At 61.4% G+C, this 14,051-nt stretch carries 14 protein-coding genes; 13 read left to right on the top strand and 1 reads right to left on the bottom strand.

From position 1 onward, the window contains the following. Positions 1-69 precede the first annotated feature (69 nt). Positions 70-872 (bottom strand): IS5 family transposase gene (locus DK842_RS14735; RefSeq protein ID WP_114060661.1). Its coding sequence is split into 2 segments (ribosomal slippage): positions 70-545 and positions 545-872, totalling 804 coding nucleotides; the frame shifts between segments, so codons are not numbered across the junction. A 467-nt stretch (positions 873-1,339) separates the two neighbouring features. Between DK842_RS14735 and DK842_RS14730 the strand changes: the two genes are divergently transcribed. The 13 genes from DK842_RS14730 (at position 1,340) to DK842_RS14665 (ending at position 14,049) form a co-directional block, all read left to right on the top strand. Beyond that, positions 1,340-1,681 (top strand): helix-turn-helix domain-containing protein, encoded by a 342-nt coding sequence (locus tag DK842_RS14730; protein WP_043581533.1) that lies wholly within the window; start codon positions 1,340-1,342, stop codon positions 1,679-1,681. A gap of 203 nt (positions 1,682-1,884) precedes the next feature. Continuing rightward, positions 1,885-3,570, top strand: a complete 1,686-nt coding sequence (locus tag DK842_RS14720; RefSeq protein WP_114062117.1) for an RHS repeat-associated core domain-containing protein — start codon at positions 1,885-1,887, stop codon at positions 3,568-3,570. After that, positions 3,563-3,970: a hypothetical protein gene (locus tag DK842_RS14715; protein WP_114062116.1), complete on the top strand. Its 408-nt coding sequence runs from the start codon at positions 3,563-3,565 to the stop codon at positions 3,968-3,970. Before DK842_RS14720 ends, DK842_RS14715 begins: the two co-directional genes overlap by 8 nt. Positions 3,971-4,105: 135 nt before the next feature. Then, positions 4,106-5,539 (top strand): RHS repeat-associated core domain-containing protein, encoded by a 1,434-nt coding sequence (locus DK842_RS14710; protein ID WP_114062115.1) that lies wholly within the window; start codon positions 4,106-4,108, stop codon positions 5,537-5,539. Further along, a complete protein-coding gene (locus DK842_RS14705; protein WP_114062114.1) occupies positions 5,536-5,991 on the top strand; it encodes an SUKH-3 domain-containing protein in 456 nt (151 codons plus the stop codon). Before DK842_RS14710 ends, DK842_RS14705 begins: the two co-directional genes overlap by 4 nt. Positions 5,992-6,080: 89 nt before the next feature. Next, positions 6,081-7,091 (top strand): ankyrin repeat domain-containing protein, encoded by a 1,011-nt coding sequence (locus DK842_RS14700; protein ID WP_145964043.1) that lies wholly within the window; start codon positions 6,081-6,083, stop codon positions 7,089-7,091. A gap of 291 nt (positions 7,092-7,382) precedes the next feature. Then, entirely contained in the window at positions 7,383-8,300 is a 918-nt protein-coding gene (locus DK842_RS14695; protein WP_114062112.1) for a carbohydrate kinase family protein, read from the top strand. A gap of 68 nt (positions 8,301-8,368) precedes the next feature. Then, positions 8,369-8,878 carry a methylated-DNA--[protein]-cysteine S-methyltransferase gene (locus DK842_RS14690; protein WP_114062111.1) on the top strand — a complete coding sequence of 170 codons (510 nt, stop codon included), beginning with the start codon at positions 8,369-8,371 and terminating at the stop codon, positions 8,876-8,878. Positions 8,879-8,940: 62 nt separating this feature from the next. Further along, complete coding sequence (locus DK842_RS14685) at positions 8,941-9,939, top strand: DUF1176 domain-containing protein (RefSeq protein WP_114062110.1); 999 nt, start codon at positions 8,941-8,943, stop codon at positions 9,937-9,939. A 302-nt stretch (positions 9,940-10,241) separates the two neighbouring features. Further along, positions 10,242-11,957: an ABC-F family ATP-binding cassette domain-containing protein gene (locus tag DK842_RS14680; RefSeq protein ID WP_114062109.1), complete on the top strand. Its 1,716-nt coding sequence runs from the start codon at positions 10,242-10,244 to the stop codon at positions 11,955-11,957. A 165-nt stretch (positions 11,958-12,122) separates the two neighbouring features. Continuing rightward, complete coding sequence (locus DK842_RS14675) at positions 12,123-12,395, top strand: hypothetical protein (protein ID WP_114062108.1); 273 nt, start codon at positions 12,123-12,125, stop codon at positions 12,393-12,395. After that, on the top strand, positions 12,388-13,293 hold the full coding sequence (locus DK842_RS14670; RefSeq protein ID WP_114062107.1) for a sensor histidine kinase: 906 nt from the start codon (positions 12,388-12,390) through the stop codon (positions 13,291-13,293). The genes DK842_RS14675 and DK842_RS14670 overlap by 8 nt, the downstream gene beginning before the upstream one ends. Positions 13,294-13,302: 9 nt before the next feature. After that, positions 13,303-14,049 (top strand): LytR/AlgR family response regulator transcription factor, encoded by a 747-nt coding sequence (locus DK842_RS14665; protein ID WP_114062106.1) that lies wholly within the window; start codon positions 13,303-13,305, stop codon positions 14,047-14,049. Positions 14,050-14,051 lie beyond the last annotated feature (2 nt).

The raw sequence follows: 14,051 nt of genomic DNA, 5'->3' as shown, positions 1-14,051 counted from the left end.
CATCCATAATTACTTTATCGCAAAAGCTACACACAACATGGAAAAATTTCTTTACCACATTAAGACCCGCTAACAAAACCTGTCGACAAATCGCAGACATATCAATGAGAAAGCCAGCTTGAGCAAGGCGTAATGCGTATCCAGCCGCCGTTCGAAGCGGATGCGCAACTTGCCGAAGCCAGCTAGCCAAGAATGGGTACGTTCTACCACCCAGCGGTGGCGACCTAGTCTCTCGCTGCTTTCCACCCCGCGCCGAGCAATTCGCACCAAGATTCCGCGTCGGCTCAGGTGTGCACGACAACGGCGGTAGTCATAGCCTTTGTCAGCATGCAGCTTGTAAGGCTTTTGTCTGGGCCGTCCTGGCAAGCCAGGAACGGCAGGAATCGCATCGACCAAAGTTTCGAAGACCATGGAGTCGTGCCGATTGGCGCCGGTAATGCTCAGCGCCAATGGCAAACCTCGGCGATCTACGATGATGTGCCGTTTGCTGCCGCATTTACCTCGATCGGTGGGGTTGGGGCCGGTCTCTTGGCCCCCCGGGGGCTGGCAACGCTAGCCCCATCAATGCTGGCCCGGCTCCAATCAATTTGATCGTGTTGGCGCAGTTGTATCAGCAGAGCCAGGTGTAGGCGGTCCCAAATGCCTTGCGCTTGCCAATCCCGCAGCCTTCGCCAGCAGGTCATCCCGCTGCCAAAACCGAGTTCCTGCGGGAGGTCCTCCCAAGGAATGCCGGTAGTGAGAACAAACAAGATGCCGTTGAGGGCAGCAAAATCATCCAGCCGCGGCCTCCCACCCCGGCGGGAACGCGGCGGCGGAGAGAGTAGCGGCTGCAATGACTTCCAGAGCTTCTGGCTGATGACTTTTCGTTGCATCTTCGCCAGGTGAGGGCATACGCATCTGGCATCAAGAGGTTTTGTTAGCGGCTCTAAATAAAGCACAATTAGTTAGGCCTGCCAATAATTTAAAATCGGCAGGCCTATCTTCTTTATCAGATCAAATATCTACACTCCCCTCCCCTTCGCATAACTGGCAATCAATCCTCACTTCTGGATCACCTTGGCATACAGGACAGTACACTGGGTGTTTCTCCGTAGCAAAAGCCAAGTCGCAAGGAACTTCCCCACTACCATTGCACTCCGGACATTTCATCTTCGTCATCGCGATACCTCCATCGATAAGAACAAGTCTCATGGACACGCATCAACTTTTCTTCCCCGCCCTCATCGCAAGATCAACCCATCATGCCGACAAACAACTTATAAAGTTGAGTATCAACCCTGACGGTCCTTCATGTCAATGGGGTGCCATTCGACCATATAGGTCGAATGGAGGACACTAGATGCAGAATGAAGACGCACTCGCCAAGTCTGTTGGCAAAGCCATTGCCAAACGCCGGACATCTATCGGGCTCAGACAGGAGGAGGTGGCAGAAAAGCTTGGAATTGGCTTGGAAGCCATGTCTAGGATGGAGCGTGGAGTGGTCATCCCAACCATCACGCGCATGATGCAGCTGTCGGAAATTTTCGGATGCTCCACAGCCGATTTGGTACAAGAAGCTAGCTATCGTCCAACAGATCAGGCCATGTATATAACCGATCTGCTGGCCAAACTGGCGGACGAAGATCGCACCATGCTGGTTGGAATGATCGAACAGCTTGCAGCTCGCCTGCAAAAAAGCTAGCCCCCGTTCCGCAACGGCCACCAGACCCGCTATGTCTACGACAACGCCGGCCGCCTGGCGCAGCAAGTGGAAGGCGACGTCACCACCGATTACCGCTACGACCGCGCCGGCCGCCTGATCGAGCGCAGCGCGCCGAACAGCAAGGAAAGCTTCGGGCCGGCCGCCTGTTCCAGGCCAAGAACCGCTATGCCAGCCTGCGCAGGGTGTACGACGCCGTCGGCAACGTTTCAGAAGAACACCACGGCTACCACGTCGCCGGCGTCAAGGAAACCTATCGCTGGCAGCACGAATACGACAAGCTGGGCAACCGCATCGCCACCGTCCGGCCGGACGGCCACCGCGTGAACGTGCTCAACTACGGCAGCGGCCACGTGCACGGCCTGCTGTTCGGCCAGCGCGACATCTTCAACCTGGAGCGCGACAAGCTGCACCGCGAAACCCAGCGCGTGCTGGGCAATGCGCTGCAACAGACCCTGGCCTACGACAAGGCCGGCCGCCTATCCAGCCAGCGGCTGATGGGCGCCACCCAGTGGAGCCGACAGTACCAGTACGACGCCGCCGGCCAGCTCACCGGCATCGCCGACAGCCGCAGCGGCGCCCTCAACTACCGTTACGATCCAGTAGGTCGCTTGCTGGAAGCCGCCACCCCCAAAGGCGTGGAAAGCTTCCGTTTCGACCCGGCCGGCAACCTGCTGGACAACGCGCGGGCCGCCGACGGCCATCAGGACGACAGCCTGCTCGGCAACCTGCTCAGCCAGTACGCCGGCCGCCACTACCGCTACGACAGCCGCGGCAATCTGGTGGAGAAACGCGTCAACGGCAGCCTCACCCAGCTGGAATGGGACAGCCACAACCGCCTGTCCCGCCTCACCGCGCCGGACGGCCAGCGCACCGACTACCACTACGACCCGCTGGGCCGCCGCATCGCCAAGATCAGCCAGGGCCAGGCCACGCTGTACGGCTGGGACGGCGACGTGCTGGCCTTCGAAACCCGCGACGAGGCAGCGGTGCACTACCTGTTCGAGCCGGACAGCTTCGTGCCGCTGGCCCAGGTGCACACCGACGCCATCCGCGGCGTCAAGGTACCGGCCTGGAGCCAGCACAATCCCTACGACCCGGACAAGGACCCGCTGCGTCAGACCGGACCTGAGCCGAAAGCGCCGAAGGCGGTGTACTACTACCACACCGACCACCTGGGCACCCCGCAAGCGCTGACCGACGAACAAGGCCGGCTGGCGCTGGAAATGGATTACCAGGCTTGGGGCCAGGCGCGCGAAGTCATCGCCGACGCCGCAGGTAAAGCCGGCATCCGCAACCCATTCCGCTTCCAGGGGCAGTATCATGACGACGAGTCTGGGCTGCACTACAACCGTCATCGCTACTATGATCCGGAGATCGGGCGGTTTATTTCGCGGGATCCGATTGGGTTGATGGGTGGGATTAATACCCACAGCTATGCATCAAACCCAGTTGAGTGGGTAGACCCACTTGGATTAGCAAGTAAAACACCCGCAGCTCGACTAGCCGATCGAGCGCAGAGCCTACCCGCATCTCAGCGTCCCGATACTGTTGCTGTCATTAAGACATCGGATGGAAGAGTCATAGTTGGAAGAAATCAGGGAGGAGTAGAAAATGATGAAGTTAAGCGTGCTCTCCAAGATATTCCTCCCAATGACTTTGATGCTCAATGCGCGGAAGTCAATGCCATTTCCAGAGCCCGTAACAAAGGAGTAAACTTAGACGGGGCAACCATAACTGTTGCCAATGTACGAGGCAAAGGTAGTACCAGTGGCATACATGGGACATCTAAACCGCCATGTTCCGTATGCAATCCCTTACTTAAGAAATTCAACCTTGAATTAATTGAGAAGTGTAATCATCATGGATAAAAAAATTTTACTCACCAAAATTAAGAACTTACCCAGCAAGAAAAAGCAATTATATGCTGCAAAGTGCCTATCCATTTTTTGCCAAGAAAATTCATTACAACATCCAAGCATAGACCTATTGATTGCGCATTTAAATTCAATAGAAAATGCGCAAAATATAGCCCAATGGGAACACGAGGGAGCCTTGCTTCCACTCAATGGCCGAGGAGACCCAATTCCAAAAGAACTCGAAGCCCTTCCAAGCAAGGATATTAAAAATGACTTTCTTCACCTGGTAGACTACACTGTAGAGGTCGGAATAGTGGACCTATATGGCGCTCCATCCGACTTACCCATTCAATTTATTGAAAAGATAATCATAATACTTGAGAAACATAATATTACCCTGCCAAAACCATAAAACTACAAAAATGGAATAAATCATCTTTTTACAAGCTGTTTACCCCAGTAATCTATCGTAATTTATGGCCTGCGGTTCGGCCAGCGCGACATCTTCAACCTGGAGCGCGACAAGCTGCACCGCGAAACCCAGCGCGTGCTGGGCAATGCGCTGCAGCAGACCCTGGCCTACGACAAGGCCGGCCGCCTGTCCAGCCAGCGGCTGATGGGCGCCACCCAGTGGAGCCGACAGTACCAGTACGACGCCGCCGGCCAACTGACCGGCATCGCCGACAATCGCAGCGGCCAGCTGAACTACCGCTATGATCCGGTCGGCCGCTTGCTGGAAGCCGCCACCCCCAAGGGCGTGGAAAGCTTCCGCTTCGATCCGGCCGGCAACCTGCTGGACAACGCCCCGGCCGCCGACGGCCATCAGGACGACAGCCTGCTCGGCAACCTGCTCAGCCAGTACGCCGGCCGCCACTACCGCTACGACAGCCGCGGCAATCTGGTGGAGAAACGCGTCAACGGCAGCCTCACCCAGCTGGAATGGGACAGCCACAACCGCCTGTCCCGCCTCACCGCGCCGGACGGCCAGCGCACCGACTACCACTACGACCCGCTGGGCCGCCGCATCGCCAAGATCAGCCAGGGCCAGGCCACGCTATACGGCTGGGACGGCGACGTGCTGGCCTTCGAAACCCGCGACGAAGAAGCGGTGCACTACCTGTTCGAGCCGGACAGCTTCGTGCCGCTGGCCCAGGTGCACACCGACGCCATTCGCGGCGTCAAAGTGCCGGCCTGGAGCCAGCACAACCCCTACGACCCGGACAAGGACCCGCTGCGTCAGGCCGGACCTGAGCCGCAAGAACCGAAGGCGGTGTACTACTACCACACCGACCACCTGGGCACGCCGCAGGCGCTGACCGACGAGCATGGCGCGCTGGCGCTGGAAATGGACTACCAAGCCTGGGGCCAGGCGCGCGAAGTCATCGCCGACGCCGCCTCAAAAGCCGGCATCCGCAACCCCTTCCGCTTCCAAGGGCAGTATCATGACGACGAGTCCGGGCTGCACTACAACCGCTATCGTTACTACGATCCTGAAATCGGCAGGTTTATTTCGCGGGATCCGATTGGACTTCATGGAGGAATTAACACACATGCATACGCACCGAATCCAACGCTATGGATTGACCCAACGGGTTTAACTCGAAAGTCTTGTCCAGATGCGCTAGATGAAGCTCAAAAAGCAGCTGAAAGAATTAGAAATAATGGTGGTAGGCTACCTACAGCCACTTGCGCCGTAGTTAATAGAAGAACTGGGAAAGTTTATACCGGAACAAGCGGAGTTAAGCCAACCAATATTGACGCTAGGCTTGCCTCAACTCTGCCAAAAACAAGTCTTGAGCCTTGGCCAACAAACAATTGTGCAGAAGTCGATGCAATGAACCAAGCGCTAAAAGATGGATCATCAAGAAGTGATCTAGACATGGCAACAGTAAGAACAAAAGACGGTAGCGCAATGCCATGCTGTTCCAACTGCTCTGTCACGTTCAAATATGACAAAGTGAAAACAGGAAAAAAACAATGAACTACTGCTTTATACCTACAGTAGAGAGTGAGCTTATAAAAAATGGTTGGCACCCTGACAGGAAAGTTCCAATACAAAACATTGTCTTAACTTGGAAAAATGAAGGTTATAATATTTTCCAAGAGGCACTAGATTTCATACAAAACTTGGATGGAATCACTTTTAAACACCCGTCCAAAAGTGGAGAATCCGAAGATGAGTCATGTTTTGACTCCATACTGGCCACAAAAGGCTTTGATCGCCTTTGGGCTATTGAAGTTTACGAACCTCTAATTGGAAAGAAATTACTTCCAATAGGGCAAGGATATTCCAGACACCTAACCTATCTCATGTCTAATGATGGTGCGATTTATGGCGGATATGATGACTTCTTTTGCGAAATTGGATCCGATATTTGCAAGGCAATGGAAAACATTATTTGCAATAAAGAATTCATTACCATCAACTCCTGAAAACCATAAATACCAGCCAAACGACTAACTAAGGACAAAAAGCAGCCATTATCACTTCACCGTCCCTAAAAAACGAAAACAGTTCCATAATGAAAAAATTCCTACTTTCGCTCACAGCCTCAGCCATACTGGCATTCTCCATTTCTGTCCATGCCAAGTCTCTGGAAGACAAACTGCTGGATGCCACAGCAACTTATATCGACAAGCCTTCGACTAAGAAGATGCAGACGATAGACAAGTTGCTCGCCCAAGGTGCCAAACCTCATTTCGCCTTCCCGATGGATGCAGAAGAAGCAATGGAGATTCCTACCCCGCTAGGCCTATCCATCTACTTCAACGACGCGACGCTGACTCACAAGTTTCTGGAAACCAAGCCAGATCTGACGCTACCGGTTTCCATTCAGATGAATATGCCGCCGATGATGTACGCGATGTTGCCACCGGAGATATCCCCGAAAGAACGGGAAGCCCGCCGCGCCATCATCAAGGATTTGCTGGCTCATGGCGCGAGTCCCAATGTCAAAACGGCGGACGACGGCACCACGGCCTTAATGACGGCGAGCGGCGTGGTGCAGATGTACCCGCCGGATCTGGAAAACGCCAAAAGCCTACTGCAGGCAGGCGCGGATGCCAACGCTCGCAATCATTATGGCGACTGGCCGCTGACATCGATCGGTGCCAGCAATCTCGGCATCGTCAAGCTGATGCTGGACGCGAAAGCGGATGTGAAAAAGCCGAACAATAATGGCCAGAACGCCATGCATTTCGTCTGCACCCGCTACTTCAAGACGCGCGCCAATGCGCCAGACCCGGATGCGGAAGCGCGCATCGTCCTGCTGAAGCAAGCCGGACTCGACATCAACGGCATGCCGGAACAACAAGGTTTGTCGACGTTTGGCAATCCGCTGTACACCGCACTGCAGGAAAAGAACCCCGACTGCGTCCAGGCTTTGCTCAAGCAGGGCGCGTCGCCCGATGCGCCGGCAGTGCGCGATCTGCACGGCAATACCCGCACGCTGAGGGAATGGCTGAAAGCCGAAGGCAAGGACTTCCTGAAGAACAACGCCATCCCCGCCAGCCTACGCAAGCAACTGCTGTAAGCCCTCTCTGCGCCGTTCACCATTCCCGCGGGCGGCGCGCCTCAATCCTCCCACTGCCTATTCTCAAGCCCAATACAGCATCCCAGTCGCCCCTGGCTAACATCCAAAGCCTGACCCAAAACAATGCGATATGCCGAAGACAAGCTGGACAATGACGCTTCAAGCATTCACCATCATATCCGATACGATTTGGACCAGCCTTTTGACTTAATATGCGCGCCAGCTGGGTCTAGACGCATCACTGTCTTGACTCTCAACACACATCGCGCGCGCCCTGGAGAAGCATAGAAGATGACTCCCCCACAGTTCATCGCCTTTGGCGAAGCCCTGACCGATTTCATCCGCCAGGAAAACGATGTTTGGCAGTCCCGCCCGGGCGGGGCCGGCTGGAATGTGGCCAGGGTGGTGGGCAGGCTGGGGGTGGGCGCCGCATTCGCCGGCGCGGTCAGCGACGATCTGCTGGGGCGCCAGCTGCTGGACGCGTCCGCCGCCGCAGGCCTGGACATCCGCTTCCTCCAGACCCTGCCCTATCCGCCGCTGCTGGCGATGGTGCCGTCCAGCCAGCCGCCTTCGTATTTTTTCGTCGGCGACAATAGCGCCGACCTGCATTTCGACTTGGCACGGCTGCCGCCGGATGGGCTGGACGCGCTGCGCATCGCCTACTTCGGCAGCATCAGCCTGGCCAGACCGCCGCTGGCCGACCGGCTGCTGGAATTGGCGCATGAATTGGCCGCGCGCGGCGTGGCCATTGCTTTCGACCCCAATATGCGCAGCGCGATGAGCGAAGCCGGCTACCGCCGCCGCTTCGAGGCGCTGGCTGGCCTGGCCAGCTACATCAAGGCCTCGGACGAGGATTTGCAGCAGCTGTTTCCCGCGCGGGATCAAGACTGTGCGCTGGAAGCGCTGCGCCGCCTCGCGCCCCAGGCCGCCATCCTGTTCACCCGCGGCGCGGACGGCATGAGCCTGATCAGCCCGGACGGCACGCTGGAACAAGCCGCGCTGCCGGCTCAGGTGACGGACACCATAGGCTGCGGCGACGCCTCCATCGGCGGCCTGATCGCCAGCCTGCTGAAACACCCGGCCCGGACGATGGCGGAGCACCTGCGCTTCGCCGCCGCCACCGCCGCCTGCACCGCTGGCCATGCTGGCGCTTACGCGCCGGATGAGACGATGGTGAACGCGAAGCTGGCGCTGCCGTCGGCCGCCTGATCCATATCGAATCCCTGTTGGGATGGCGCTACAATCGCGCCATCCCGCCCTGCTTCAAGGTAAGCCCCATGACCACTGCCGCCTGCCACGGCCTGATCGATACCCGTTTCGGCCCGGTGGCCGCCTGGCTGGACATCCGCGGCGCGCTGCTGCGCTTGCTGTTCAACCCCACGCCCGAACAGCTGGCCGCTCACGCCTGCCCGCGCGACGACGCGGCGCTGGCCGAGGTGGCGCGCCAGTTGGCGGAATACCAGGCCGGCGAACGCCAAGCCTTCGATCTGCCGCTGGCACCGCAAGGCACGCCGTTCCAGCAACAGGTATGGGCGGCGTTGTGCGAGATCCCCTATGGCCATACCGTCAGCTACGGCGAACTGGCGCGCGCGCTGGGCAATCCGGACGGCGCGCGCGCCGTGGGCCGGGCCAACGCCACCAATCCCATCGCACTGATCGTGCCCTGCCACCGGGTATTGGGCACGGACGGTAGCCTCACCGGCTATGCCGGCGGCCTGCCGCTGAAGGCCGCGCTGCTGCGTTTCGAGCTTGAGCGCAGCGCGCCGCCGGGGCTGTTCGGCGGATAGCCCGCGTTCTGCGGCACACGACACGCGCCCACCATCCAGGCAATGCAAAACAAGGAATCCACATGAAACGCACCCTGCTCGCAGCCGCGCTGCTGGCGGCGGCCCTGCCCGCCTCGGCCAAGATTTACCAATTCAAAGACTGGGCCATCGCTTGCGACAACATCCGCCATTGCGACGCCAACGGCACCCAGGCCGAGGAGGGCGACAACCCGGTCAGCCTGCTGCTGACCCGCGAAGCCGGCCCCGGCGGCAAGCTGAGCGCCCAGCTCTTTGTCGATGCCTCGGATGGAGACAAGGTCGGCAAGCTCACGCTGAAGGTGGGCAAGATCAAATGGTCCGGCCTCAGCCCGGAACACGCCTTCAGCCCGGCGCAAACAACGCAACTGCTGCCGGCGATGCTGGACGCCGATGAGGTGGCGCTCAGCGACGGCAAGCGGCAATGGACGCTATCGCTGGCCGGCCTGAAGGCCGCGCTGCTGAAAATGGACGATCTGCAGGGCCGGATAGGCACTCCGGGCGCGCTGGTGAAAAAAGGCGGCAAGCCGGAATCCACCGTCCCTGCCGCCCAGGCCGCGCCGCTGCTGATGCCGGCGCCGCCCGCCGCCGCCAGGCCCGGAGATCAGGCGCTGCTGCCCGCCATTCTAAAGCCGCTGCGCGCCATGGATGAGGAATGCTGGCAGGAGCAGCCGGAAGGGGAACAACCGACAGCCGATCTCTACCGGCTGAGCGCCAGCCAGTTGCTGGTGCTGCTCCAATGCGGCCGCGGCGCCTACCAGAACGGCTCCAAGGCCTGGATCAGCAACGACGCTCCGCCCTTCCGCCCCCGCAAAGCCAAACTGCTCAACAGCGACGGCGAAGAAGGCTTCCTGGTCAACGCCTCCTTCGACAAAGGAGAGCTGTCCAGCTACGCCAAGGGCCGCGGCATCGGCGATTGCGGCGGCGGCGCCAGTTGGGCCTGGACCGGCAAGGCATTCCAGCTGATGTCGGAGGAAAACGCGCCGCAATGCCGCGGCATCGCCGGCGGCGTGTCCTTGCGCAGCTGGGTCACCCGGCAGAAGTGAAGCCTCGGGCGCGCGGGCGGCGGCCGCTGGCGGCCCTCCCCGCGCTGGCTTATACTGCCGCTCATTCGTCCACCTCACGACAGAAAGGAGGTAAATATGGTTTTCTCTGCGCGCCCCATCCTGCTGGCTCGCCTGTACGGCACATTTGAAAGCTCTTGCCTGCGTACCATCGCGCTGCGATAAGCGGGTTCGAGCAAAGCCACACTCCCTTCTTTACAGAGTCCTTTCTCGACTCATCCCCGTTGTCGCCAGCGCTCCTGTTGACAGGGACTGTTACGTCCCGAGCAAGCGAGAGCACAAGCATGACAACCCTGATTTCCGCCTTGTCCGTCCAACTGGACGCCGGCCACGGCCCGTTGTTCCAGGACCTTTCCTTCACCGTCAAACTAGGCGACCGCATCGGCCTGATCGGCCACAACGGCTGCGGCAAGAGCACGCTGCTGAAACTGCTGTCCGGCCAGCTGGAACCCAATAGCGGCGAAATCCAATACGCGGCCGCCTGCCGGCTGCAGCATGTCGAACAGCATCTGCCCGAACGCCTGTATGCATTGAGCGCCCGCCAGGCGCTGCAAGAGGCGGTGGAGCCCGACCAGCATTGGCGGGTGGACAGCCTGCTGGCCGATCTGGAGCTGGAAGCCCAAGCCGACACGCCGGTCTCCGGCCTCAGCGGCGGCCAGCATACCCGGCTGTTGCTGGGCCGCGCCGTGCTGCGCCAGCCCAATCTGCTGCTGCTGGACGAGCCCAGCAACCACCTGGACCTGCCGTCGCTGCTATGGCTGGAGGATTTCCTTTCCCGCTGGCCGGGCGGCTTCATCCTGGTGTCCCACGACGCCAGGCTGCTGGACAACGCCACCCGCCGCAGCTGGGTGATGCGCGACGCGCGGCTGTACCGTTTCGATCTGCCGTGCAGCCAGGCGCTGGCCGAGCTGGCCGAGGCCGACGAAGCCGCGCGCGCGCGCCGCGCCGGCGAGCAAAAAGAGATAGACCGCCTGGCCGCCAGCAGCAAGCGGCTGGCGATCTGGGGCCGCGAGCATGACAACGAAAAACTGGTACGCAAGGCCAAGTCGATGGAAAAGCGCGTCGACCGGCTGAAGGACGAGCAGACTTTCGTCAGCCGCGGCAGCCCGTGGCGGCTCAGCCTGCAAGGCCAGGCGCTGTCGGCCGACAGCCTGCTGGCCTTCGAGTCGCTGCCGGTGTCGGCCGCGCCCGGCCTGCCGCCGCTGTTCGCCGCCGCCGGGCTGTGGCTGCGGCCCGGCGACCGGGTGGCGCTGCTGGGCGCCAACGGCGCCGGCAAATCGTCGCTGCTGCGCCAGTGCTGGGCCGACATCCAGACCGGCGAGCCGCGCGCCGGCTGGCGCTGGCATCCGGCGGCCCGCATCGCCTATTACGACCAGTCGCTACGGCAGCTGGCCGACGAGGCGACGCTGATCGACGCGCTCTATCCGCTGTCGCCGCTGCCGGAAACCGCGCGCCGGCAGGCCTTGATCGCCGCCGGCTTCGCCTACCCGCGCCATGGCCAGAAAGTGGAATCGCTCAGCGGCGGCGAACGCGCGCGGCTGCTGTTTCTGGCGCTGTCGCTGGCCAGCCACCACCTGCTATGGCTGGACGAGCCCACCAACCACCTGGATCTGGACGGCAAGCGCGAGCTGGCCGAGGCGCTGGCCGCCTTCCCCGGCGGCGCCTTGCTGGTCTCGCACGACCGCGAGCTGATCGAGGCCGCCTGCAACCGATTCTGGGTGCTGCGCGACGGCCGGCTGACCGAGTGGCCGGACGCGGACGCGGCGTATGCCGCGCTGTTCTCCGCGCCGGCGCCCGCCGCCGCGCCGTCTGAGCGGCCGGCGGATCGCCACGCATCGGCGGGAGGCGCCGGCGGCGAGGACGCGCAATGGCAGAGGCTGTGCGAGCTGGAAACGCTGCTGAACGCCGATCTTTCGCGCAAGCCCAAGCATCAGAAACCGCAACTGCAGCAAACCTGGCGCGAAGAAATGCGCGCGCTGGAGCGAGCATTAGGCCTGTAAAAACACGGGACGGGGACGCTCGGCAACGGGCATCCCCGTTTTTTGTCCCGCTCGTCCCCGCCTGCCGCGTTTCATGACCGGCATTCGGCGTTTCGTCGCATTCCGCTGTCAGCGGAATATCGCGGCCGCTACAGTCAGCCCACACCCCAACGCAAGGAGAAAGGCATGACTCGCGACACCACACCATCGGCGCTGGACGACCTGCGCGCGCTTGGCCGTAAAATACCGGTTTACTGGCGGCAGTATCTGGACTGGCTGGCCGATGTCGGCTGGGGCCGCTTCGCGCTGCTGTCGCTGCTGGCCATCCTGGTTTGCGGCCTGCTGCTGTTGCCGGGACTGCTGATCTGGCTGATCCTGGGATCCGCCGCCGCCAAATTCTTCGTTCGGCCGCGCCGCCTGGCGCTGCCGGCACCGGAAAAGGAATCCGCCCATGAATGATCCACGCCGCGTCGCCTCGCCCAGCGACGCCGACCGGCTGCTGCGCGCGCTGGAGCGCTACTGGTGGCTATTCGTCGACAAGGTGGCGCGCATGGGCTGGGGCCGGCTGGCGCTGGCCGCATTGCTGGCGCTGCTGCTGGGCGCGATCCTGGGCCTGGCGCTGCTGGCCTTGGCCGCGGTGCTGGTCTCCGGCTTGGTGAAGATACTGGCCGGCGGCAAGTATCAGGCCGACCAGGCGGCGAGCCAGGCCCGCGCCCGCGGCGAGGAGGCCGAGCGGCAAGCGGAGCTGGAAGCGCTGCGCCGCCAATTGGCGGAAGCGCGGATGGGCGCGCTGCAGGCGCAGATCGAGCCCCATTTTCTGTTCAACACCCTGTCCTCGGTGTGCCAGTTGATGGAGGACTCGCCCGCCAGGGCGCTGGCGATGCAGAAGGCGCTGATCCGCTACCTGCGCTCCTCGCTGCCGGAATGGCGCGACTCGCCGGGCGAAACCAGCCTGGGCATGCAGCTGGAGCTGTCCCGCGCCTATCTGGACATCATGCAGCTGCGGATGGAGGAGAGGCTGCGGGTGACTATCGCCGTGCCGGACGCCTTGCTGCCGGCGCGCTTCCCGGTGATGATGCTGCAGACGCTGGTGGAAAACGCCGTCAAGCACGGCCTGGAGCCGATGGCGGACGGCGGCGCGATCAACATCGGCGCCAAAGTGCTGGACGGCAAACTCAGGCTGGAAGTGCGCGACGACGGCGCCGGCTTTCCAGAGCAACCCGGCCAAGGCATGGGCCTGGCCAACATCCGCGAGCGGCTGTCTCTGCTGTACGGCCAGCAAGCCGAGCTGACCCTGGAGGCGCCGGCGTCCGGCGGCACGCTCGCCGTCATCGCCCTGCCCTTCGCCCTGACCTGAAAGAGAGCCATGCCCACGCTTACCGCCCTGATAGCCGACGACGAACGCCTGATGCGCGAACAGCTGCGCGCGGCGCTGCAGAGAGTCTGGCCGGAGCTGGACATCGTCGCCGAGGCCCGCGACGGCGGCCAGGCGGTGGCGCTCTCCCGCCAACACCAGCCGGACCTGGCCTTCCTCGACATCACCATGCCGGTCAAGACCGGCATCGCCGCGGCGATGGAGCTGGACGGGCAGTGCCCGGTGGTGTTCGTCACCGCCTATGACCAATACGCGATCCAGGCGTTTGAGGAAGGCGCCATCGACTACCTGCTCAAGCCGGTGGACGATGAACGGCTGGCGCGCACCCGCCAGCGCTGGATGCAACGCGCGCCGGAGACCGCGCCGGACTGGCAGGCCGCGCTGCGGCAGTTGAGCAGCCGGCTGGAAAAACCGGCCTACTTGCGCTGGATACGCGCGTCGGCGGGCAACGCAGTGCGGATGATCGCCATCGAGGAGGTGTTGTTCTTCCAGTCCGACGAAAAATACACCCGGGTGCAGACCGCCGCCGGCGAAGCCCTGATCCGCACGCCGATCAAGGAGCTGCTGGCGCAGCTGGACCCGGACGAATTCTGGCAGGTGCACCGCTCCACCCTGGTGCGGGTGGCCGCCATCGAAGAGGTGCGGCGCGACGAGCGCGGCCTCCTGCTGCGGCTGCGCGGCCACGCCCGCCCGCTGGAGGTGAGCCGCGGCTACGCCCACCTGTTCCAGCGGATGTAGGC

Source organism: Chromobacterium phragmitis, assembly GCF_003325475.1.
Lineage (GTDB): Bacteria > Pseudomonadota > Gammaproteobacteria > Burkholderiales > Chromobacteriaceae > Chromobacterium > Chromobacterium phragmitis.
The sequence above is the reverse complement of the archived record's forward strand: the minus strand, read 5'-3'. Positions and strand labels throughout refer to the sequence as shown.

Coding starts and splice junctions, on each gene's coding strand:
- DK842_RS14715 (WP_114062116.1), top strand. CDS start 3,563: ATGGATAAAAAAATTTTACTCACCAAAATTAAGAACTTACCCAGCAAG.
- DK842_RS14730 (WP_043581533.1), top strand. CDS start 1,340: ATGCAGAATGAAGACGCACTCGCCAAGTCTGTTGGCAAAGCCATTGCC.
- DK842_RS14680 (WP_114062109.1), top strand. CDS start 10,242: ATGACAACCCTGATTTCCGCCTTGTCCGTCCAACTGGACGCCGGCCAC.
- DK842_RS14675 (WP_114062108.1), top strand. CDS start 12,123: ATGACTCGCGACACCACACCATCGGCGCTGGACGACCTGCGCGCGCTT.
- DK842_RS14670 (WP_114062107.1), top strand. CDS start 12,388: ATGAATGATCCACGCCGCGTCGCCTCGCCCAGCGACGCCGACCGGCTG.
- DK842_RS14705 (WP_114062114.1), top strand. CDS start 5,536: ATGAACTACTGCTTTATACCTACAGTAGAGAGTGAGCTTATAAAAAAT.
- DK842_RS14700 (WP_145964043.1), top strand. CDS start 6,081: ATGAAAAAATTCCTACTTTCGCTCACAGCCTCAGCCATACTGGCATTC.
- DK842_RS14690 (WP_114062111.1), top strand. CDS start 8,369: ATGACCACTGCCGCCTGCCACGGCCTGATCGATACCCGTTTCGGCCCG.
- DK842_RS14665 (WP_114062106.1), top strand. CDS start 13,303: ATGCCCACGCTTACCGCCCTGATAGCCGACGACGAACGCCTGATGCGC.
- DK842_RS14685 (WP_114062110.1), top strand. CDS start 8,941: ATGAAACGCACCCTGCTCGCAGCCGCGCTGCTGGCGGCGGCCCTGCCC.
- DK842_RS14695 (WP_114062112.1), top strand. CDS start 7,383: ATGACTCCCCCACAGTTCATCGCCTTTGGCGAAGCCCTGACCGATTTC.